The sequence below is a fragment of the Cellulomonas sp. P1_C4 genome, from assembly GCF_056406355.1.
In genome coordinates, this window is sequence record NZ_JBFUAI010000012.1 from 13,763 (window position 1) to 33,490 (window position 19,728).

Here is a 19,728-nt window from a genome sequence, read left to right on the forward strand (position 1 = left end):
ACTTCTGGAACCCGTCCGTAGTGGCCTCGGCCACTCCGGTGCGTCAGAGGCGAGCGACGACCGCGTCGGCGAACCGCTGCGCGGAACCCTCGCCGTGCGCGAAGAAGAGTGACGGCTCGGTGAGCTCGACCTCGAGGACCACGGGGTTGCCGTCGTCGTCCGGGATGAGGTMGACGCGCGCGTAGAGCAGCGGTCCGTCGGCGCCCGGCACGATGCTCGGCAGGGCGGCGACCACGCGTTCTGCGACCTCGCGCTCGGCCTCGCTCGCCTCGCGCGCCGTCATGATCTCCTGGCGGTACAGCTCGTCCGCGAGCTGCTCGCGGTAGGGCCCGTCCAGCAGCGCGCCCTTGCGGACGGAGTGGCTGAACTGGCCGTCGACGAACACCAGTGCCGTCTCGCCGACCGTGTCGACGTTGCGCAGGTACCGCTGGATCATCACGCGGCGCCCGACGCTGAGCAGGTTCTTCGCGTGCGTGATCGCGAGCGACCGCTGCTGCGTGATGCCCGCGTCGTACCGGCCCGTGTCCCGCGAGCCGGCGCTGACGGTCGGCTTGATGACGAAGTCGCCGAACGCCGGGAACCGCGTGTGGATGGCGCGGGAGTCGTGGTTGCGCTCGGGGTCGAGCCAGATGGTCGGGACGATGGGCAGCCCGGCCTTCTCGAGGTCCCGCAGGTAGGTCTTGTCGATGTTCCAGCCGACGACCGCCGCGGGGTTGAGCAGGGTGCTGGAGCGCTCGACCTTGCGGGTCCAGTCGGCGAACTGCGCGGGCCGGTCGGTGTAGTCCCACGTCGAGCGGATGAGGACGTGCGGGTACGTGCCCCAGTCCACGGTCGGGTCGTCCCACACGACGGCGTCCGTCGGGATGCCGCGCTCGAGCAGCGCGTCACGCAGGGCGTGGTCGTCGGTGTCGAGCTCGGGCAGCGCCGCGCAGGTGGCGAGCGCGAGGCGGGCGGTCTGCGGCTGCGTGTTCACGTGCGCAGCGTACCGACGGGGGTGTCGCCGCCGGTTGTGGCGTGCGTCTCGTCTGCCGCCTCGGTGAGGCGGTCCAGCGCCCGCACGACGGTGGCCGGGGTGGCGCTGCCCACGACGCGGCCGTCACCGTCCCGCACGGGCAGCGGCCCGTCGGCGCCGACGAACGCGGCGAGGACGTCGCCGAGCTCGGCTCCCACACGCAACGCACCGTCCTCGGTCTCCGGTCCGACGCTCGCCGGGTCCACGGGGTCGAGGTCCGCCGGCTCGAGGCGCCCGAGCGCGAGCAGCCGGGCCGTGCGCCCGCGACCCACCAGGTCCGCGACCGCGGGGGTGGCCGGACGGGCCACCACGTCGAGCGGGGATGCCAGCTGCTCGATGTGGGCGCCGGGGCTGAGCACGGCGACGCGGTCCGCCATCCGCACGGCCTCGTCGATGTCGTGCGTCACCAGCATCACCGTGATGCCGACGGTCCGCTGGATGCGGGCGAACTCCGTCTGCAGGCGGCGGCGCCCGACGGGGTCCACGGCGCCGAACGGCTCGTCCATGAGCAGCACCGGGGGGTCCGTGGCCAGCGCCCGCGCGACGCCGACGCGCTGGCGCTCGCCGCCCGAGAGCTCGTGCGGGTACCGGCGGGCGTAACGGTCCGGGTCGAGGCCGACGAGGTCGAGCAGCTCGTCCACGCGCGCACTCGTCCGCTTGCGGTCCCAGCCGACCAGCCCCGGCACCGTCGCGACGTTCTGGGCGACCGTGCGGTGCGGGAACAGCCCGACGTTCTGGATCACGTAGCCCATCCGGCGTCGCAGGCCCACCGGGTCCACGCTGGTGACGTCCTCGCCCTCGAGCAGGATGCGGCCCGATGTCGGTTCCACCAGGCGGTTCGCCATGCGCAGCGTGGTCGACTTGCCGCAGCCGGACGGCCCGACCAGCACCAGCACCTCGCCGGGGAGCACCTGGAGGGACAGATCGTCGACGGCCGCGCCGGAGCCCGTCTCGTTGCGCGCGTACGACTTGCTGACGTGCTCGAAGGCGATCGCCGGGTCGTCTGCCACCTCCCGGACGCTAGTGCCTGCGTCCGACAACCGCACCGCCTGCTGACGACGTAGCCCGTTGGGGGCGCGCCTGTCGGAGGGCCCCGGTACGTTCACGGGATGCGTCTGGCCCAGGCCCCGCCCAACCCGTGGTTCTCGTGGGAGTACGTCCAGCACAACAGTGCGGACATCGGGCGCGCCCTCGAGCAGCACGCGTCACTGACGGTCGAGGCCGTCGTCATCGCGTTCGTCATCGCGCTGCCGCTCGGCGCGTTCGCACACCTGCGGCCCCGGCTGGCGGGTCCGGTGCTCGGCGTCGCCGGCGTCCTGTACACGGTGCCGTCCCTCGCCCTGTTCGCCATCCTGGCCCCGTACACGGGCATCGGCCGCGTCACGGTGCTCATCGGCCTCGTGTCCTACGCGCTGCTGGTGCTCACCCGGAACGTCCTCGTCGGCCTGCAGGGCGTGGACCCCGCGGTGAAGGACGCCGCGCGCGGCATGGGCTACGGCCGGACCCGGATGCTCTTCGCGGTCGAGCTCCCGCAGGCGCTGCCCAGCATCGTCGCCGGCCTCCGGCTGGCCACGGTCACCACGGTCGCGCTGGTCACGGTCGGCGTCGTGGTCGGCTACGGCGGCCTCGGGCAGCTGATGTTCCGCGGGTTCCGCAGCAACTACCACGCCGAGATCATGACGGCGACGGTGCTGTGCCTGCTGCTCGCGCTGGTCTGCGACCTGGTGCTCGCGTTCGTCGGGCGACGGCTCACGCCGTGGGCGCGCGTCGAGAGGCCGGTGTGACGTGGACATCCTGAGCGAAGCGATCGCCTGGCTCAACGACCCGCTCAACTGGACGGGTCGCAACGGGGTCCTGGCCCTGACGCGCGACCACATCATCGTGTCGGTGCTCGCGGTGCTCCTCGCCGCCGTCGTCGCCCTCCCGGTGGGCCTGTGGCTGGGCCACCGCCGCCGCGGGGGCACGGCCGGGGTCGTCGTCGCCAACACGACGCGGGCGCTGCCCACCCTGGCGCTGCTCACGCTGCTGGCGGCCAGCGGGCTGTTCGGCAACACGGCCACCGTGCTCGCGTGCGCTGTGTTTGCCGTCCCGCCGCTGCTGACCAACTCGGTCACGGGTCTCGGCGAGGTCGACGCCGACGTGCGCGACGCGGCCCGCGGGGTCGGCATGTCCGGCCGCCGCAGCCTGTGGGCCGTCGAGCTCCCCCTCGCCGTCCCGCTCATCGCGGCCGGCATCCGCACGGCGTCCGTGCAGGTGCTGGCGACCGTCCCGCTCGCGGCCCTCGTGGGCGGCCGGAGCCTCGGCACCATCGTGGTCACGGGCTTCGGCACCCAGGACTACGGGCAGGTGCTCGCGGGCGGGATCCTGGTCGCGGCGCTGTGCCTCGTGTCCGAGGGTCTGCTCGCGATCGTCCAGCACTTCATGACGCCCCGGGGCCTGCGCGCGCTCGCTCGGGACACCTCGGAGGACCCCAGCGGGCGAACGCGCCGGTCAAGTACCACGTCCTCAGGGCTTGCCCAGCCCGCGGCGAGCGGATCGAATAGGACCGGCCCATCCTCCTGACCACGTCGACGGCTCCCGTCCGTCACCCCGGGACACCGTTCCCTCCCCCCGCCGACTCCCCGAGGAGAGCACGATGCGAGCGAGACGCTCCACCACCCTGACCCTGATCGCCGTCGCCACCCTGGCCCTCGGCGCGTGCGGCGCTCCCGGCTCGGGCGGCGGCGAGGCCGAACCGACCTCGTCGGGCAGCTCCGGGCTCGCCACCTGCGACCCGATCGCCGGCGACAAGCTGGTCGTCCTCGAGGACGACAAGGGCCTGCAGAACGCCGACAACATCATCCCGGCGGTGAACAAGGCCGCCGCCGCGGCGAACCCGTCCGTGATCGAGCTGCTGGACACGGTCTCCGCGGCGCTCGACACCGACAAGCTCATCGAGCTCAACAAGGCCGTCGACATCGACCGGAAGACCTCCAGCGAAGTGGCCGCCGACTTCGTCGAGACCGAGAAGCTGGCCGCGACGGAAACACCCGGCGCGGGCACGTCGCTGGTCGTCGGCGCCGCCAACTTCTCGGAGAGCGCCACGCTCGCCGAGATCTACGCCGCCGTGCTGCGCAGCGCCGGCTACACGGTCGAGGTGCGGACCATCGGCAACCGGGAGACGTACCTGCCGCCGCTGGCGGACGGCACGCTCACGGCCGTCCCCGAGTACGCCGCCACGCTCGCCGACTTCCTCAACGCGCAGCAGAACGGCGCCGACGCGGCGTCGGTCGCGTCCGCCGACGTCGACGCCACGGTGACCGCACTGACCCCGCTCGCGGACGCCGCCGGCCTTGTCGTGGGCAAGCCGTCCGCGGCGCAGGACCAGAACGCGTTCGCGGTGACGAGCGAGTTCGCCGCGAAGCACGACCTCAAGACGCTCAGCGACCTGGCCGCCACCTGCGGCGGGCTCGTGCTGGCCGGCCCCGCCGAGTGCCCGGAGCGGCCGTTCTGCCAGCTGGGCCTGGAGGACACCTACGGGATCGAGTTCGCCGACTTCAAGTCGTACGACTTCGGCCTGATCGGCCAGGCCGTTCGCCAGGGCGAGGCGGCCATCGGGCTGGTGCTGTCGAGCGACGGGTCCCTCGCCGCCGACAGCTGACGAACGACCGACCAGTCAGCAGCAGGCCCGGCCGGGGAGATCCGGCCGGGCCTGCTGACGTCCGCCGCGCACAGGACTACGTTCGGTGGGATGGCGACGATGCACGAGCGCCTGCACGAGGCCGGCAACTCCCACGACCCGGCCCGCCTCGCGGCGCTCTTCGCGGTCGACTACGACAGTGCCCAGCCCGTCCACCCGGGCCGGACGTTCGTCGGGCGGGCGCAGGTGCTCGCCAACTGGACCTCGATGTTCGTGGGGGTTCCCGACTACTCGTCGGAGCTGGTCGCGTGCGCGTCTGACGGCGACCGCGAGTGGGGCGAGTGGCGGTGGCGGGGCACGTTCGCCGACGGCTCACCTTTCGCGATGGGCGGCGTCACGATCTTCGACATCCGCGACGGCCAGATCGTCGCGGGCCGGCTGTACATGGAACCCGTCGCCGACGCCGACGAGGACATCGAGGCCGCTGTCGAGCACCTCTCCCGGCCCCGGTAGCACCGACGACGGAGGGCCTCCCTCCAGCGTTGTCGCTGGTGGGAGGCCCTCCGGGTGGTGCGCCATCAGGGACTCGAACCCCGAACCCGCTGATTAAGAGTCAGCTGCTCTGCCAATTGAGCTAATGGCGCGCGGTTGAGAACGCTAGCAGGCCGGACGCCCGATCTGCCAATCGAAAGGCGCCGTCGTGACGACCGTCACGCATCCTCGGCGAGGGGAGGCTGCTCCCACCACTCCTGGTCGGGCAGACCCTCCGCCTCGAGGATCTCGGCGGACGTCGCCTCGGGCGTCGCCAGGTCGACGATGAGCGCCAGCGGGACGTGCTCGGCAAGCAGGTCGAGGACGTGCTGCGTGGCCTCGCTGTCGTCGGGGACCGCGGGGGTGGCGTCGTGCTCAGTCATCTCGGTCGACCTCCTCGGCCCCCGGACGCTCGTCCGGGATGTCCCATCCACTCATGCCACCACCGCGATCCCGGTGGGGCAAGTCGCTACGCCGACGCCGCCGGGACCGGCACGCCGCGTAGAGGGAACGCTCAGAGGTACAGCCCGGTTCCCTCACCGGTGGCGCGCGGCTCGGCGACGGCGTGCACGTCCTTCTCCCGCAGGAGCACGTACGTCGCGCCGCTGAGCTCGACCTCGGCGCGGTCCTCGGGGTCGAAGAGCACGCGGTCGCCCAGCTGGACCTGCCGGACGTGCTGCCCGACGGCCACGACCGCACCCCAGGCGAGGCGCTTGCCGACGACCGCGGTCGCGGGGATGACGATGCCGGCGGACGAGCGCCGCTCCCCCGCCTCGCCGTCGAGCGAGACGAGCAGGCGGTCGTTCAGCATGCGGATGGGCAGCTCGGCCTGCCCGGACGTGGGGGTGCTCACGCGCCCGACGCTACCTCGCGGGCCGTCGTAGGCTGACGCCAGCCCGCATCCACCCACGCCAGGAGACACCGTGCCTCGCCTCGCCGTCGGCGACCTCGCCCCCGACTTCACGCTGCCGACCGCCGACGGCGGGACCGTGACCCTCTCCGACCTGCGCGGCCGCCGCGTGATCGTGTACTTCTACCCGGCCGCCATGACGCCCGGCTGCACGACGCAGGCGTGCGACTTCCGGGACAACCTCGCGTCCCTGCAGGGAGCCGGGTTCGCGGTCGTCGGTGTCTCCCCGGACTCCGTCGACAAGCTCGCCGCGTTCGTCGAGCAGGAGCACCTGACGTTCCCGCTGGGCTCCGACCCGGAGCACGCCGTGCTCGAGGCCTGGGGCGCCTGGGGCGAGAAGCTCAACTACGGCAAGACCGTGGTCGGCGTGATCCGCTCGACCGTCGTCGTCGACGCCGAGGGCCGCGTCGAGCTCGCGCAGTACAACGTCAAGGCCACCGGGCACGTCGCCAAGCTGCGCCGGGACCTCAAGGTCGCCTGAGGCGAGGCCTCCCCGCCCGACGCCACGCATGTGGGAAACTTCCGCTGCGCGGGAGTGGTGAAATGGCAGCCACGCCAGGTTTAGGTCCTGGTGCTCGAGAGGGCGTGCGGGTTCGACTCCCGTCTCCCGCACCAAAACAGCCCGCGCGGTAGCGAGACCGGCGCTTCCGCACGCACGGGCGCCCACCGGGCCGCCGAGCTCCAGACCTACGCCACGTCGGACCGAGCATGCAGAACGGCCGGTCCCCGTCGGGGACCGGCCGTGCTGTGCATCAGGTCAGGCGGTCGTCGCGGCCGCGGCGATCTTCTCGCGCACCTCGTCCATGTCGAGCGCCTTCACGGCCTCGACCACCTGCTCCAGCGCGGGAGCGGGCAGCGCGCCGGCCTGGTTGAAGACCAGGATCCCGTCGCGGAAGGCCATGAGGGTCGGGATCGAGAAGATCTGCAGCTCGGCGGCGAGCTCCTGCTCGGCCTCGGTGTCGACCTTCGCGTGCACGACGTCCGGGTGGTTCTCCGAGGAGTCCTCGAAGACGGGGCCGAAGCGCTTGCACGGTCCGCACCACTCCGCCCAGAAGTCGACCAGGACGATCTCGTTGTCCTTGATGGTCTGGCCGATCGTGCTGCCGGTCAGCTCAGTCGTCGCCATGACGTTCCTCCAGTCTCGGTTGCTGCCAGTTGCTGGGAGGTAGAGCACGCAACCACCGACGACTATTCCCGAGGGTGTAGCGATCCACACCTGGACGCGATCCGGGTGGGTGAGCGCGCCGCGTCGGCGTCGGCCTCTGCGACGGGGTAGACATGGTCGGTGACCGCTTCCGCCGAGTACCCCCGCGGCCCCGAACGCCCCGCCGGCTGGTTGAGTGCCGACGAGATCTCCCGCGCCCGTGCCCAGCTGCCCATCCTCTACGTCGATGCGATCCCCGTGCGCGTGGACGACTCAGGTGACGTCGTCCAGGTCGGCCTGCTGCTGCGCGTGACCCAGGAGGGCGTGATGTCCCGTGCCCTCGTCTCGGGGCGCGTGATGTACCACGAGCGCGTGCGCGACGCCCTCGTGCGGCACATCGAGAAGGACCTCGGGCCCGTCGCGCTCCCCCAGATCCCGTCGTCCCCGCAGCCGTTCACGGTCGCGGAGTACTTCCCCACGCCGGGGGTGACGCCGTACCACGACGCTCGCCAGCACGCGGTCTCGCTCGCGTACGTGGTGCCCGTGCTGGGCGACTGCCGGCCGCAGCAGGACGCGATCGACCTGGCGTGGATGACGCCCGAGGAGGCGTGCTCCGAGCAGATCCAGTTCGAGATGAACGGCGGCCAGGGACTGCTCCTGCGGCAGGCGATGGGACACGTCGGCCGCCTGCCCTGACCCGCTCCCGTTCAGAGGCTGAGCTCGGGCCAGTCCGCGAGATCCGCCCGCATGCGACGGTCGTGGGTGGCGACGACGACCGCGGCGGACGTCGCGCGCAGCGCGGCCGTGAGCTCGTCGACGAGACCGACCGAGAGGTGGTTGGTCGGTTCGTCGAGGATGAGCACGTGCGGCGCCGCGAGCAACGCGCACGCCAGGTCGAACCGGCGGCGCTGCCCCACGGACAGCTCGCGCAGCGGGCGGTCGAGGTCCTCCTCGGTGAGCAGCCCGAGCGCCGCGACGGGGACCAGCTGGGCGGGGTCGAGCAGCGAGGCCTCGAGCAGCGTCAGCGCGTGCCGGGCGTAGGCGTCGAACCCCGAGAGCTGCTCGGCCACGCCCGCGGCCCGCGGGTGCGCGACGACGGCGGCCGCGTGCTCGGTGGGGCCCTCCTGGGCCAGCACGCCGAGCCGGACCCCGGGGGCGATCGTGCGGACCCCGCGGTCGAGTGCGACCGATCCGGCGAGGGCCGCCAGGAGCGTCGACTTGCCCGAGCCGTTGGGTCCGGTGACCAGCAGCCGCCCGCACGCCGGGACGTCGATCCGCACGCCCGCCAGGTCGAGCCGCCCCACCACGAGCGGTGCACGCACGTCGAGCAGCGGCCCGGGCTGCGGCTGCGCCGGCAGCGACGGCAGGTCGGGGAACGAGAGCACGAGCGGCGGGGCGGGCACCTCGACGGCCTCGGCCTCGAGCTTCTGGATGAGGCGGTCCGCGGCCTTCACATGCCCGCGCGCCCGGGTGGCCCGCCGGTGGGTCTGGGAGCCCTTGGGCGGGCGCCACTCGTCGGAGAGGTTCTCGTACGTCGAGTCGAGCCGCTCGGCCAGCGCGATCGCGCGCTTGCGCTCGGCCCGGTACCGCGCGCGCCAGCGCCGGACCATCTGGCTCTTGAGGAACCGGTAGTCCGAGTACCTCGTCGCCCCATACAGCGCCGGCCGCCCGTCCATCGAGGGGTCCAGGTCGAGGATCGCCGTCATCACGTCGTCCAGCAGGCGACGGTCGTGCGTGACGATGACGACGGCACCGGGCCAGTGCCGCAGCTGCGCGGTGAGGTAGTCGATTCCTGCGACGTCGAGGTGGTTGGTCGGCTCGTCGAGCAGCAGCAGGTCCGCGCGCTCACCGATCCGGCAGGCGAGCCGCACGCGGTACCGCTCCCCGACGCTGAGCTCGTCCAGGCGCCGGTCCGGGTCCCGCGGGGCGCCGAAGCGCGTGAGCGCCTCGTCGACCCGGCGGTCCGCGTCCCACGCGGCCAGGTGCTCGAACCTCGCGACGGCCGCGGTGAGCCGGGCGATCTCCCCCGACTCGTGGTCGAACGCGGCGATCGCCGCCTCCAGCTCCGCGGCGGCGGCCCGCACCCCGGCCAGCGCCTCGGCGACGAACGTGCCGACCGTCGCCGAGCCGGGTGCGTCGAGCTCCTGCTCGACCGACGCCAGCGTGCCCGTGCGGCGCACCGTCCCCGCCTGGGGATCGAGCTCCCCGGCGAGCACGCGGAGCAGCGTCGTCTTGCCGGCACCGTTCTCGCCGACGATCCCGACCCGGTCCCCCGCGCTGACCGTGAGGTCGATGCGGTCGAGCACGGCGTGGCCAGGGTAGCCGTAGGTGACGGCGTCGGCGACGAGCTGGACGTCGACCGAGGGGAGGTCCTCACTCACGGCAGGTCATCCGCCGAGCACCCGCGCGAGCGTGGGGACCAGCGCACGGAAGGCCGTGCCGCGGTGGCTGATCGCGTTCTTCTCCTCCGGCGTCAGCTCCGCGCACGACCGGGTCTCACCGGTCGGCACAAGGATCGGGTCGTACCCGAAGCCGCCCGCGCCGCGCGGCTGCGTCGCCAGGACACCCTCGAGCGTGCCCGTCTCGACGTGCTCGAACCCGTCGGGCGTCACCAGCGCGGCCGCGCACACGAAGCGGGCACCGCGGTGCGGAGCGGCGATGTCGGCCAGCTGCGCGAGGAGCAGTGCCAGGTTCGCCGCGTCGTCGCCGTGCTTGCCGGCCCAGCGTGCGGAGAAGATGCCGGGCGCGCCGCCCAGGACGTCGACCGCCAGTCCCGAGTCGTCCGCGACCGCCGGCAGGCCCGTGAATGCCGCGAGCGCCCGCGCCTTGATCAGCGCGTTGTCCGCGAACGTTAGCCCGTCCTCGACCGGCTCGGGGGCCCCGACGTCCCGGGCGCCGACGACCGACGCGGGGTCGAGACCCGGCAGCACCGGCGCGAGGATCGCGCGCAGCTCGCCGACCTTGTGCGCGTTGTGCGTGGCCAGGACGAGCCGCGCGCCCGCCGGGAGGTTCACCGCGGCGACCGGGTGGCCGACCCGTCGCCGGGGGCCGACGCCAGCGCCGCGACCTGCAGCGCGGTGAGCTGCGCGGTGCCCGCGACCGCGAGGTCGAGCAGCGAGTCGAGCTCCGCGCGGTCGAACGGTGCGTGCTCGGCGGTGCCCTGGACCTCGACGAACGTGCCCGAGCCGGTGACCACGACATTCATGTCGGTCTCGGCGCGGACGTCCTCGACGTACGGGAGGTCCAGCACCGGCAGGCCGTCGACGATGCCGACGCTCACCGCCGCCACCGAGTCCCGCAGCACCACCTTGTTCTTGGGGATGTGCTTGTTCTCGACCGCCCACGCGACCGCGTCGGCCAGCGCGACGTACGCGCCGGTGATCGACGCCGTGCGGGTGCCGCCGTCGGCCTGCAGGACGTCGCAGTCGAGCACGATCGTGTTCTCGCCCAGAGCCGAGACGTCGATGATCGCGCGCAGCGAGCGGCCGATGAGGCGGGAGATCTCGTGCGTGCGGCCGCCGATGCGTCCCTTGACCGACTCGCGGTCGGACCGGCTGGAGGTCGCGCGCGGGAGCATCGAGTACTCGGCCGTGACCCAGCCGTCGCCGGACCCCTTCTTCCAGCGCGGCACGCCCGGCGTGAACGAGGCGACGCAGAGCACCTTGGTGCCGCCGAACTCGACGAGGACGCTGCCCTCGCCCGCCTCGAGGAACCCGCGGGTCAGGGTCACGGGACGCAGCTCGTCGGCGGCGCGGCCGTCGGCGCGCACGCGCGCGACAGGTGTGGTGGTGGGAGCAGAAGTCATGCGGACGAGCCTAACCGCGCACCCCGACACGTCCCGACGACGTCCGCACTCCGCAGGTCGGGGCGGGCCAAAGACCCACGGACGTCCGCACTCCTGCGGGCCAGGACCCTCTCGAGTGCGGACGTCGCGGGCTAGAGGACGTGGACGCCGCCCGGGCGCGCCAGCTCGATCGGGCCGTCGTACACGGCGGACGCCTCCGCCAGCACCACGGCGGGGTCGTTCCAGGCGGGGATGTGCGTGAGGACCAGGCGCTGGGCGCCGCCGCGGGCCGCGGCCTCGCCGGCCCGCCGCCCGGTCAGGTGGATGCCGCGCAGGGCGTCGTCGCGCCCGTCCAGGAAACCCGCCTCGGCGAGCAGGAGGTCGACGCCGTCAGCGAGGGCGTCGAGCCCGGGGCACGCGTCGGTGTCGCCGCTGTAGGCGAGCGTCACGGCGCGGGCAGGATCGGCATCGCTCGGCCCGGTGACGCGGATGCCGAAGGCGGGGACGGGGTGGTTCACCGGCACCGGCTCCAGCGCCAGGGGCCCGACGACCACAGGGGAACCCACGGCCCACTCCGACACGACGAACTGCTCGTCCGTGCTCGTGGCGGGGTCCTTGCCGACCAGCTGGTCGAGCCGCTCGGCGGTGCCCACGGGGCCGTGCACGGCGACGGGCGGGCACGGGCCGCCCGGGTGGTACCGGAGCAGCACGTTGAGGACGGCCATGTCCGCCACGTGGTCCGCGTGCAGGTGGGACAGCCCGATCGCGTCGAGCGCGGTGGGGTCGCCGTACCGCTGCAGCGCGCTCAGGGCGCCGTTGCCGAGGTCGAGCAGGACGGTCCAGGTGCGTCCGTCCGCGTCGTCGGCCTGCACCAGGTAGCCGGACGCGGCGGAGTCCGGGCCGGGGAACGACCCGGCGCAGCCGAGGACCGTGAGCCTCACCGCAGCACCGAGCTGGACTCGACGGCTTCGACCTCCGGGCCGAGGAAGCGGCGCGCGAGGGTGCGGAACTGCGTCGGGTCACCCGTGGCCAGGAAGCGGTGCGTGGGCGGACCGACCGCCGGGTCGCGCTCCAGGTCGTGCGCCACCAGCGTGCGGTAGACGTCCTTGGCCGTCTCCTCCGCGCTCGACACCAGCGTGACCTCCTCGCCCATGACGTAGGAGATGGCGCCCGTGAGCAGGGGGTAGTGCGTGCAGCCGAGGACCAGGGTGTCCACGCCGGCCGCGCGGACCGGGTCGAGGTACTCGTGGGCGACGGCAAGGACCTCGGGACCGGAGGTGATGCCCGCCTCGACCAGCTGGACGAACTGCGGGCAGGCCTGGGTGGTCAGCTCGACGCCGGGGGCCACGGCGAACGCGTCGTCGTACGAGCGCGACTCGACCGTGGACTTGGTCGCGATGACCCCGATCCGACCCGACCGGGTGGCCGCGACGGCGCGGCGGGCCGCGGGGAGGATCACCTCGACGACGGGGATCCCGCGGCGCAGCGTGTACCGCTCGCGGGCGTCGCGCAGCATGGCCGAGGACGCCGTGTTGCACGCGATGACCAGCAGCTTCACGCCCGCGTCGACCAGGTCGTCCATGACCTCGAGCGCGTGCGCGCGCACCGCGGCGAGCGGCTTGCTGCCGTAGGGGGTGTTGAGGGTGTCCCCGATGTAGAGGGTGGACTCGTGCGGCAGCTGGTCGAGGATCGACCGCGCCACGGTGAGGCCACCGACGCCGGAGTCGAAGATGCCGAGGGGGGCGTCGTTCACGCCGACGAGCCTAACCGCTGCGCGGTCACGGTCCGCCCCGGCGCCCGGAGGCGCGCAAGTCGTGCAGCAGGACCTCGACCAGCGACTCCTGCAACCAGCTCAGCGCGCCGTACACCGCGACGAGGTAGCGGTGGGCCGCCGGGTCGAGCACCTCGGGCACGTCGTCGACGTCCGCCTGCGGGGAGACGAGCAGCGCGTCGTACAGCCGCTCCGCCTGCTCGTCGGTGCGGATGTCCAGGCGTTCCGCGAGCACCAGCCGCAGGTCCGTGATCGAGGCGGCGACGTCCTTGGCGTCGTTTGGGTCCACGACGAACGCGTCCGCCCGCCAGCCCTCGGTCGGCGTGGTCAGCGCGACCCACAGCCGGGTCAGCCGAGCGATCTTGTCCGCACGCAGGTCGTCCTCCGTGAGCCGGCGGAACTCGGCGGCGACCTCCGGGTCGTCGCGGGAGGCGTCGGGAAGCAACCGTCGCACGGCGGGGTCCGACGGCGGCGCCAGCGGCTCCATGCTCATGCGCGGCGTGCCGTCAGCGGCGGGGACGGAGCTCTGGCCGGGCGCCTCGAGGCGGCCGGCACCCAGCAGCTCGGCCACGTCCGCGACCAGAGCGGCGATCACCTCGCGCTCGTCCTCGTCGAGCCGTGCGGCGTACATCCCCCGGCGACGCCTGAAGCCCCGCATCACTGCCCGCTGCGCTGCAGCGTCGCCCAGAGCCCGAAGCCGTGCATCGCCTGCACATCGACCTCCATCGCCTCGAGCGATCCCGTCGAGACCACCGCCCGGCCCTGCTCGTGGACCTGTCGCATGAGCCGCTCGGCCTTCTCGCGCGGATGACCGAAGTACGACTCGAACACGTACGTCACGTAGCTCATGAGGTTGACCGGGTCGTTCCACACGATCGTCACCCACGGGTCGGCGACCGCGGCCTCCTGTGCCTCCTCGACGCTTGCGTCGGGGAGGGTCTGCACTGGCACGCGGCCCACTGTAGGCGCGGGACGGCCGGGTCGGGCACGCGCGCGGACCCCCGCCCGCCTACGTTGGGGCCATGACGGCCCCGCAGGCGCCCAGCGCCGCGCTCCTGACCGACCGCTACGAGCTGACCATGCTGCAGGCCGCGCTGGCCGACGGCACCGCGCAACGGCGGTGCGTCTTCGAGGTGTTCACGCGACGCCTCCCCCACGGTCGGCGCTACGGGGTGCTCGCCGGCACCGGCCGCGTGCTGGAGTCGCTCGAGCGGTTCCGGTTCGGCGCCGCCGAGCTCGACTGGTTGGCCCAGGCCGGCGTCGTCGACGACGCGACGCTGGCCTTCTTGTCCGACTACCGGTTCACCGGCTCGATCGTCGGGTACGCGGAGGGCGAGGCCTTCTTCCCCTCGTCGCCCGTGATGGTGGTCGAGGGCAGCTTCGCGGAGGCGGTGCTGCTGGAGACGCTCGTGCTCTCGATCCTCAACTACGACTCGGCGGTCGCGTCCGCCGCGTCCCGGATGACCAGCGCCGCCGTCGACCGGCCCGTCCTGGAGATGGGGTCGCGCCGCGCGCACGAGGAGGCGGCGGTCGCGGCGGCGCGCGCTGCGGTGGTCGCGGGCTTCGTCGGCACCTCGAACCTCGAGGCCGGACGCCGGTACGGCCTGCCGACCATCGGCACGGCGGCGCACGCGTTCACGCTGCTGCACGACGACGAGGCGGCCGCGTTCGCCGCGCAGGTCGCCGCCCAGGGCGTCGGGACCACCCTGCTGGTGGACACCTACGACGTGCGGCGCGGCGTCGAGCTCGCCCTGGCCGCCGCCGGTCCGGCGCTCGGGGCGGTACGGCTCGACTCCGGCGACCTCGGCGTCCTCGCGCAGGAGGTCCGTGCCCAGCTGGACGAGGCCGGCGCGCGGAGCACGAAGATCACGGTGACGTCCGACCTGGACGAGTACGCCATCGCCGCGCTGGCGGTCGCCCCGGTGGACAGCTACGGCGTCGGCACGTCGGTCGTCACCGGATCCGGGGCGCCGACGTGCGGGATGGTCTACAAGCTCGTCGCCCGCGAGGGTGCCGACGGGGTGCTCGCCCCGGTGGCCAAGGCCGCGCGGGGGAAGGTGAGCGTGGGTGGCCGCAAGGCGGCGGCCCGGCGGCTGGGCACCGACGGCCGGGCGGTCGAGGAGGTGCTGGTCGAGGGCTCCGACGACGAGGTCCGGGCCTGGTCGCCCGCGGACGCGTCCCTGCGCCCGCTGCACGTCCCGCTCGTCGCCGGGGGCGTGGTCGACCCGCGCTGGGTCGGCGAGGACGGCGTGCGCCACGCGACGGAAAGGCACCGCGCCTCGCGGGACGAGCTGCCGCGCGGGGCGCGACGGCTGTCTGCCGACGAGGCAGCGGTGCCGACCGTGACGCTGCGGCTCGGGGACTGAGGGGCCCGAGCCGCAGCGTCGGTACTGCGGACTGCGTGCCGCGCGTTCCCGTCAGGGTCCGCGCGGCGGGAGGGTCGATCCGGTGCGGGGGCGGCGGTCAGCACGCCCGGTCGTGACCTGACCCTGGCTAGACGCGCGAGCGGCCCCGACCGACCAGCCCGAGGATCAGGCTGACGACGAGCACGATCACGCCGATCCAGATGAGCCAGGTTCCGATGTTGGTCGCGACGCCGAGGACGACGAGGACGACACCGACAAGGATGAGGATGAGCCAGGTAGGCATGGTTGACCCTTTCGATCTGTGGTCACCGATCCGGCATCCGGGGGTACCCGGCGCCGTGTGTCACAGAACAAATCTGGCAGGGGATCCCGACCTCGGCACGTCGAGGGAAAAGTTGCGTGGGCGAACCGAAATGCTATGTGGTCGCGCGTCCAGGGCTGTGACCTGCGGCTTTACGTGTTTTTGAGCAGGTCCACATGGTGAGATGCGCCTTGTTTCATCCAGGTAGCGGATGTACTCGCGCGATGCTCACCGAAGGCAGGCATCAGCGCTTGCCGACGAACCACCCGCGCACCATGGCCACGCGGGCCGTGAGCTGGTCGGGATCCGCCAGCGCGACCTCGGGTCCCCCGCACCGGCGGCGCAGCTCGTTGTGCACCGAGCCGTGCGGCTGCCCGCTCTTGCGCGCCCAGGCACCGACCAGCTGCGACAGCTCCTTGCGCAGCTCGGCCTGCTTGCGGTGGTCCATCTCGGCCAGCGCCTCCGGCGCCTTCTTCCGGCCGCTGATCTGGTCCGCCTGACGCTGGCGCAGGAGCGCGGAGACCTGGTCGGCGTCGAGCAGCCCGGGCAGGCCCAGGAAGTCGAGCTCCTCCTCGGAGCCCATCTCCGCGCCCGTGCCGAACTCGCCGCCGTCGAACAGCACGCGGTCGAACGACGCCTGCGCCTCCAGCGCCTCGAACGCGCCCTGCTTGCCGTCCGGCCCGAGCTCGTCCGGTCCGTTGCGCTCGCGGTTCGCCTCGGCCAGCGCGTCGTCGTCCAGACCGACGTCCACGCCCTGCTCCTCGAGCGTCTTCGGCCGGTCCAGGGCGTGGTCGCGCTCGAGCTCGAGGGTGTGGGCCAGCGCGAGCAGCTGCGGGACGCTGGGCAGGAACACCGAGGCCGTCTCGCCGCGACGCCGCGCGCGCACGAACCGGCCGACGGCCTGCGCGAAGAACAGCGGCGTCGCCGTGCTCGTGGCGTAGACGCCGACCGCCAGGCGCGGCACGTCGACCCCCTCCGAGACCATGCGGACGGCGACCAGCCAGCGGGAGTCGCCCGCGGAGAACTCGTCGATCCGGTCGCTCGCACCGTCGTCGTCCGACAGCACGACGGTGGGCGACTTCCCGGTGATCCGGGCGAGGTGGCCGGCGTACGCCCGGGCGTCCGTCTGATCGGTCGCGATGACCATCGCGCCCGCGTCGGGAATCGCGCGCCGCACCTCGGACAGCCGGCGGTCGGCGGCCGCGAGCACGCTCGGGATCCACTCGCCGTTCGGGTCCAGCGCCGTGCGCCAGGCCTGCGCGGTGATGTCCTTGGTCAGCGGCTCCCCCAGCCGGGCGCTGATCTCGTCGCCGGCCTTGGTGCGCCAGCGCATCGAGCCGCTGTAGGACAGGAAGATCACCGGTCGCACGACGTGGTCGCGCAGCGCGTCTCCGTAGCCGTAGGTGTAGTCCGCGACGCTCCGGCGGATGCCCTGGAGGTCGCGGTCGTACCGCACGAACGGGATCGCCGCGGTGTCGGACCGGAACGGCGTCCCGGTCAGCGCGAGCCGGCGCGTAGCGCCCTCGAACGCCTCGCGCACCGCGTCGCCCCACGACAGCGCGTCACCGCCGTGGTGCACCTCGTCGAGGATCACCAGAGTGGGAGCGGCCGCCGTCCGCGCGGCGTGCAGCGCGGGCTTGCTGGCCACCTGGGCGTAGGTCACGGCGACGCCGTCGAACCCGTGGCCGTGACGCCCCTGGGCGTTGCTGAAGTTGGGGTCGAGCGTGATGCCCACGCGCGCCGCGGCGTCGGCCCACTGCCGCTTGAGGTGCTCCGTCGGCGCGACGACCGTCACGCGGCGCACGAGCTTGGCCTCGAGCAGCTCGGTCGCGATCCGCAGAGCGAACGTCGTCTTGCCTGCGCCCGGCGTGGCCACGGCGAGGAAGTCGCGCGGGTTGGACGTCCGGTAGTGCTCGATCGCCTCGGCCTGCCAGGCGCGCAGCTTTCCCGCCGTCCCCCACGGCGCACGCGCAGGGAACGCCGGCGGGAGCTGGGAGGCCGCCGACGAGGAGGCGTGGGTGGACGGGAGGGACGACGGGCGCGGGGCGGCCGTCACGCGCCGCCGCTGCCGGGGTTGCGGCCGAAGCCCCACTTGCGACCGCCGCCGGAGCCCTTGCCGCCCTCGTTCTTGTCGCCGTCCTGCGGCTCACGAAGACCCTCGTAGATCTCCTTGCACACGGGGCAGACGGGGAACTTGTTCGGGTCCCGGCCCGGCACCCAGACCTTGCCGCAGAGCGCGATCACGGGCTTGCCGCTGATGGCGGAGTCGAGGATCTTCTCCTTGCGCACGTAGTGCGCGAACCGCTCGTGATCCCCCGGCTCGACCTGCTCGACGGTCTCCTCGCGCTCCAGCACGCTGGTCGACGTCCCCGGGTCCGAGGAGAACGGGTCGTCGGGTCCGGTGCTCGGAGGCAGGGGCTCGCTCATGGCGACGAGTGTACGTCGGAGGGCCGACACGACCCCGGTCCGTCCGGGGTGCGGAAGGTCACCGGGCGCATGCCGAACAGCCTCAGAGACCCTGCCAGTCCGGCTTCGACGCGAAGGTCTCGCGGTAGTAGTCGGCGAGCTGCAGGCGGCTCGCCGCGGCGTCGTCCACGAGCACCGTGACGTGCGGGTGGTGCTGCAGGATCGTCGCCGGCCACATGGCGCTGACGGGTCCCTCCACCAGCTGGTGCACGGCCTCGGCCTTGCCCCGGCCGGTGGCCAGCAGGACCAGGTGGCGCGCGGCCATGATCGTCGCGAGGCCCTGGGTGAGGCAGTGCTGCGGCACCTGGTCGATGTCGCCGCCGAAGAACCGGGCGTTGTCCTCGCGCGTCTGGCGCGTAAGCGTCTTGATGCGCGTGCGCGAGGCCAGCGACGACCCCGGCTCGTTGAAGGCGATGTGCCCGTCCGTGCCGATGCCGAGGAGCTGCAGGTCGACGCCGCCGACCGCCGCGATCGCGTCCTCGTAGGCCGCGCAGGCCGCGACCAGGTCCTCGGCGAGACCGTCCGGCCCCTGCACGGCGCCCGGTGCGAAGTCGACGCGGGAGGCGATCTCGGCGTCGATGACGTTGCGATAGCGCTGCGGGTGGTCGGCGGCGAGGCCCACGTACTCGTCGAGCATGAACGCGCGGGCGCGGGAGAACGACAGGCCGTGCTCGACATGCCGGCGGGCCAGCTCGTCGTAGACCGCGAGCGGGCTCGAGCCCGTCGCCAGGCCCAGGACCGCATCGGGCTCGGCGCGCACCAGCTGCTCGATCGCCGCGGCGGCGAGCCGACCCAGCTCGGCGCCGGGTGCGATGACGACCTCCATCAGACGTACTCCCCTCTGCCCAGCAGCGCGGCACCGACGGCGCCGACCGGCACGTCGGCGGGCGCGAGGCTGACGCGCTCGGCCAGCCCCATCGAGGCGAGGAACGGCGACGCCTGCGCCTCGCGCGCCAGCTCCGCCTTCACCGCCCGCAGGAGCGGCTGCCCCAGGGCGCTGACGCCGCCGCCGATGACGACCATCTCCACGTCGCAGGTCAGGACCAGGATCCGCACGGCCGACGCGACGGCCCAGGCGAACTGGTCCCGGATCTCGACGGCCCGGGCATCGCCCGCCTCCGCCGCGACGAAGAGCTCCTCCGGCGCCGGCCGCCCGTATCGGCTGGGCCACGCGGCGTCGAGGGCGGAGCCCGACGCGTACTGCTCCAGGCAGCCGAGCTGCCCGCACTTGCAGGGCAGACCGCCGGGGACCAGCGTCAGGTGCCCGATCTCCCCCGCGCCGCCCGTCGAGCCGCGGCGCAGGCGACCCTCGAGCAGCAGGCCCGCGGCGAGCCCCGTGCCGAGCGCGAGGAACGCGAGGTCGTGCACGACGTCGGCATCCGCGGCCGCGCGGCGACCGTCGACGGTGTGCGCGGCGCCGACGACGGCGACCGTGAGGTCGTTCTCCACCCGGACGGGCAGCCCCAGCCGCTCGGAGACGAGGGCCGCGAGCGGGGTGCGACGCTCGATGCCGAGGTTGACCGCATGCTCGACGGTGCCGTCGGCGGCGTCGACGACGCCGGGCAGACCGATCCCGACGCCCGCCAGCTCGGCGACCGGCACGCCGGCACTCGCGGCGAGCTCCTGGACCACGCCCACGATCGTCTCGACCACGCCGTCCGCTCCGCCCGTGGTGGCCGAACGCAGCTGGTGGCGCGCGACGCCGTCGGCGTCCAGCAGGACGCCGAGCACCTTGGTGCCGCCGACGTCCAGCCCGACGGACCACGGACGTGCGTTCCCGTCCGACGCCCGCCCCTGCGGCGTCGGGATCCCCTGCGCGCTCAC

At 73.3% G+C, this 19,728-nt stretch carries 24 protein-coding genes and 2 tRNA genes; 8 read left to right on the plus strand and 18 right to left on the minus strand.

Translation table 11 applies throughout. The annotated features are described in order from the left end of the window. Window positions 1-43 precede the first annotated feature (43 nt). Window positions 44-973 carry an ATP-grasp domain-containing protein gene (locus tag AC1DYZ_RS10795; RefSeq protein ID WP_477065195.1) on the minus strand — a complete coding sequence of 310 codons (930 nt, stop codon included), beginning with the start codon at window positions 971-973 and terminating at the stop codon, window positions 44-46. Further along, window positions 970-2,022 (minus strand): ABC transporter ATP-binding protein, encoded by a 1,053-nt coding sequence (locus AC1DYZ_RS10800; protein ID WP_477065196.1) that lies wholly within the window; start codon window positions 2,020-2,022, stop codon window positions 970-972. The genes AC1DYZ_RS10795 and AC1DYZ_RS10800 overlap by 4 nt, the downstream gene beginning before the upstream one ends. A gap of 99 nt (window positions 2,023-2,121) precedes the next feature. Between AC1DYZ_RS10800 and AC1DYZ_RS10805 the strand changes: the two genes are divergently transcribed. From AC1DYZ_RS10805 to AC1DYZ_RS10820, 4 genes are all read left to right on the plus strand, one after another. Further along, window positions 2,122-2,796 carry an ABC transporter permease gene (locus AC1DYZ_RS10805; protein WP_477065197.1) on the plus strand — a complete coding sequence of 225 codons (675 nt, stop codon included), beginning with the start codon at window positions 2,122-2,124 and terminating at the stop codon, window positions 2,794-2,796. 1 nt (window position 2,797) lies between these two features. Further along, window positions 2,798-3,574: an ABC transporter permease gene (locus tag AC1DYZ_RS10810; protein ID WP_477065198.1), complete on the plus strand. Its 777-nt coding sequence runs from the start codon at window positions 2,798-2,800 to the stop codon at window positions 3,572-3,574. 73 nt (window positions 3,575-3,647) lie between these two features. Next, complete coding sequence (locus AC1DYZ_RS10815) at window positions 3,648-4,652, plus strand: glycine betaine ABC transporter substrate-binding protein (protein ID WP_477065199.1); 1,005 nt, start codon at window positions 3,648-3,650, stop codon at window positions 4,650-4,652. A gap of 90 nt (window positions 4,653-4,742) precedes the next feature. Beyond that, the gene (locus tag AC1DYZ_RS10820; RefSeq protein WP_477065200.1) at window positions 4,743-5,144 is read left to right on the plus strand and encodes a nuclear transport factor 2 family protein; all 402 of its coding nucleotides are present in this window, start codon (window positions 4,743-4,745) and stop codon (window positions 5,142-5,144) included. Window positions 5,145-5,199: 55 nt separating this feature from the next. Here the strand turns inward: AC1DYZ_RS10820 and AC1DYZ_RS10825 are convergent. The 3 genes from AC1DYZ_RS10825 to AC1DYZ_RS10835 all read right to left on the minus strand — a co-directional run bounded on the left by AC1DYZ_RS10825 (window position 5,200) and on the right by AC1DYZ_RS10835 (window position 5,973). Continuing rightward, window positions 5,200-5,275 (minus strand) — tRNA-Lys (locus tag AC1DYZ_RS10825). Window positions 5,276-5,341: 66 nt separating this feature from the next. Next, complete coding sequence (locus AC1DYZ_RS10830; protein WP_477065201.1) at window positions 5,342-5,545, minus strand: hypothetical protein; 204 nt, start codon at window positions 5,543-5,545, stop codon at window positions 5,342-5,344. 131 nt (window positions 5,546-5,676) lie between these two features. Further along, entirely contained in the window at window positions 5,677-5,973 is a 297-nt protein-coding gene (locus tag AC1DYZ_RS10835; protein WP_477052384.1) for a GroES family chaperonin, read from the minus strand. Window positions 5,974-6,085: 112 nt separating this feature from the next. Here AC1DYZ_RS10835 and bcp point away from each other — a divergent pair, with 112 nt between their 5' ends. Together bcp and AC1DYZ_RS10845 are read left to right on the plus strand one after the other, a co-directional pair. After that, window positions 6,086-6,553 (plus strand): thioredoxin-dependent thiol peroxidase, encoded by a 468-nt coding sequence (gene bcp, locus AC1DYZ_RS10840; RefSeq protein ID WP_477065202.1) that lies wholly within the window; start codon window positions 6,086-6,088, stop codon window positions 6,551-6,553. A 48-nt stretch (window positions 6,554-6,601) separates the two neighbouring features. Further along, a tRNA-Leu gene (locus AC1DYZ_RS10845) sits at window positions 6,602-6,687 on the plus strand. Window positions 6,688-6,829: 142 nt separating this feature from the next. Here the strand turns inward: AC1DYZ_RS10845 and trxA are convergent. Beyond that, on the minus strand, window positions 6,830-7,198 hold the full coding sequence (gene trxA, locus AC1DYZ_RS10850; protein WP_370503817.1) for a thioredoxin: 369 nt from the start codon (window positions 7,196-7,198) through the stop codon (window positions 6,830-6,832). 159 nt (window positions 7,199-7,357) lie between these two features. On the opposite strand from trxA, the gene AC1DYZ_RS10855 reads away from it, so the two are divergent. Further along, a complete protein-coding gene (locus tag AC1DYZ_RS10855; protein WP_456825920.1) occupies window positions 7,358-7,912 on the plus strand; it encodes an NUDIX hydrolase family protein in 555 nt (184 codons plus the stop codon). 11 nt (window positions 7,913-7,923) lie between these two features. Here AC1DYZ_RS10855 and AC1DYZ_RS10860 read toward each other — a convergent pair whose 3' ends face one another. From AC1DYZ_RS10860 to clpS, 7 genes are all read right to left on the minus strand, one after another. Next, window positions 7,924-9,597: an ABC-F family ATP-binding cassette domain-containing protein gene (locus tag AC1DYZ_RS10860; RefSeq protein ID WP_477065203.1), complete on the minus strand. Its 1,674-nt coding sequence runs from the start codon at window positions 9,595-9,597 to the stop codon at window positions 7,924-7,926. Window positions 9,598-9,603: 6 nt separating this feature from the next. Next, complete coding sequence (rdgB, locus tag AC1DYZ_RS10865) at window positions 9,604-10,230, minus strand: RdgB/HAM1 family non-canonical purine NTP pyrophosphatase (RefSeq protein WP_477065204.1); 627 nt, start codon at window positions 10,228-10,230, stop codon at window positions 9,604-9,606. Continuing rightward, a complete protein-coding gene (gene rph / locus AC1DYZ_RS10870; RefSeq protein WP_477065205.1) occupies window positions 10,227-11,021 on the minus strand; it encodes a ribonuclease PH in 795 nt (264 codons plus the stop codon). The genes rdgB and rph overlap by 4 nt, the downstream gene beginning before the upstream one ends. Window positions 11,022-11,152: 131 nt before the next feature. Continuing rightward, complete coding sequence (locus AC1DYZ_RS10875; protein ID WP_477065206.1) at window positions 11,153-11,941, minus strand: MBL fold metallo-hydrolase; 789 nt, start codon at window positions 11,939-11,941, stop codon at window positions 11,153-11,155. Beyond that, entirely contained in the window at window positions 11,938-12,753 is an 816-nt protein-coding gene (gene murI, locus AC1DYZ_RS10880; RefSeq protein WP_477065207.1) for a glutamate racemase, read from the minus strand. Before murI ends, AC1DYZ_RS10875 begins: the two co-directional genes overlap by 4 nt. A 25-nt stretch (window positions 12,754-12,778) precedes the next feature. Beyond that, complete coding sequence (locus tag AC1DYZ_RS10885; protein ID WP_477065208.1) at window positions 12,779-13,429, minus strand: DUF2017 domain-containing protein; 651 nt, start codon at window positions 13,427-13,429, stop codon at window positions 12,779-12,781. Beyond that, window positions 13,429-13,722 carry an ATP-dependent Clp protease adapter ClpS gene (clpS, locus tag AC1DYZ_RS10890; RefSeq protein WP_456825913.1) on the minus strand — a complete coding sequence of 98 codons (294 nt, stop codon included), beginning with the start codon at window positions 13,720-13,722 and terminating at the stop codon, window positions 13,429-13,431. The genes AC1DYZ_RS10885 and clpS overlap by 1 nt, the downstream gene beginning before the upstream one ends. Before the next feature lie 71 nt (window positions 13,723-13,793). Here clpS and AC1DYZ_RS10895 point away from each other — a divergent pair, with 71 nt between their 5' ends. Next, entirely contained in the window at window positions 13,794-15,137 is a 1,344-nt protein-coding gene (locus tag AC1DYZ_RS10895) for a nicotinate phosphoribosyltransferase (RefSeq protein ID WP_477065209.1), read from the plus strand. 127 nt (window positions 15,138-15,264) lie between these two features. Here the strand turns inward: AC1DYZ_RS10895 and AC1DYZ_RS10900 are convergent, their stop codons facing one another. The 5 genes from AC1DYZ_RS10900 to AC1DYZ_RS10920 form a co-directional block, all read right to left on the minus strand. Further along, on the minus strand, window positions 15,265-15,420 hold the full coding sequence (locus tag AC1DYZ_RS10900) for a hypothetical protein (protein WP_477065210.1): 156 nt from the start codon (window positions 15,418-15,420) through the stop codon (window positions 15,265-15,267). Window positions 15,421-15,682: 262 nt separating this feature from the next. Then, entirely contained in the window at window positions 15,683-17,494 is a 1,812-nt protein-coding gene (locus AC1DYZ_RS10905) for a DEAD/DEAH box helicase (RefSeq protein ID WP_477065211.1), read from the minus strand. Beyond that, window positions 17,491-17,865: a DUF3039 domain-containing protein gene (locus tag AC1DYZ_RS10910; RefSeq protein ID WP_477065212.1), complete on the minus strand. Its 375-nt coding sequence runs from the start codon at window positions 17,863-17,865 to the stop codon at window positions 17,491-17,493. The genes AC1DYZ_RS10905 and AC1DYZ_RS10910 overlap by 4 nt, the downstream gene beginning before the upstream one ends. 82 nt (window positions 17,866-17,947) lie before the next feature. Further along, complete coding sequence (nagB, locus tag AC1DYZ_RS10915) at window positions 17,948-18,730, minus strand: glucosamine-6-phosphate deaminase (RefSeq protein ID WP_477065213.1); 783 nt, start codon at window positions 18,728-18,730, stop codon at window positions 17,948-17,950. Next, window positions 18,730-19,728, minus strand: coding sequence for an ROK family protein (locus AC1DYZ_RS10920; protein ID WP_477065214.1), 999 nt, complete (start codon window positions 19,726-19,728; stop codon window positions 18,730-18,732). The genes nagB and AC1DYZ_RS10920 overlap by 1 nt, the downstream gene beginning before the upstream one ends.

Coding starts and splice junctions, on each gene's coding strand:
- nagB (WP_477065213.1), bottom strand. CDS start 18,730: ATGGAGGTCGTCATCGCACCCGGCGCCGAGCTGGGTCGGCTCGCCGCC.
- rph (WP_477065205.1), bottom strand. CDS start 11,021: ATGACTTCTGCTCCCACCACCACACCTGTCGCGCGCGTGCGCGCCGAC.
- AC1DYZ_RS10895 (WP_477065209.1), top strand. CDS start 13,794: ATGACGGCCCCGCAGGCGCCCAGCGCCGCGCTCCTGACCGACCGCTAC.
- AC1DYZ_RS10805 (WP_477065197.1), top strand. CDS start 2,122: ATGCGTCTGGCCCAGGCCCCGCCCAACCCGTGGTTCTCGTGGGAGTAC.
- AC1DYZ_RS10815 (WP_477065199.1), top strand. CDS start 3,648: ATGCGAGCGAGACGCTCCACCACCCTGACCCTGATCGCCGTCGCCACC.
- AC1DYZ_RS10885 (WP_477065208.1), bottom strand. CDS start 13,429: ATGCGGGGCTTCAGGCGTCGCCGGGGGATGTACGCCGCACGGCTCGAC.
- trxA (WP_370503817.1), bottom strand. CDS start 7,198: ATGGCGACGACTGAGCTGACCGGCAGCACGATCGGCCAGACCATCAAG.
- AC1DYZ_RS10820 (WP_477065200.1), top strand. CDS start 4,743: ATGGCGACGATGCACGAGCGCCTGCACGAGGCCGGCAACTCCCACGAC.
- AC1DYZ_RS10835 (WP_477052384.1), bottom strand. CDS start 5,973: ATGCTGAACGACCGCCTGCTCGTCTCGCTCGACGGCGAGGCGGGGGAG.
- AC1DYZ_RS10830 (WP_477065201.1), bottom strand. CDS start 5,545: ATGACTGAGCACGACGCCACCCCCGCGGTCCCCGACGACAGCGAGGCC.
- AC1DYZ_RS10900 (WP_477065210.1), bottom strand. CDS start 15,420: ATGCCTACCTGGCTCATCCTCATCCTTGTCGGTGTCGTCCTCGTCGTC.
- AC1DYZ_RS10910 (WP_477065212.1), bottom strand. CDS start 17,865: ATGAGCGAGCCCCTGCCTCCGAGCACCGGACCCGACGACCCGTTCTCC.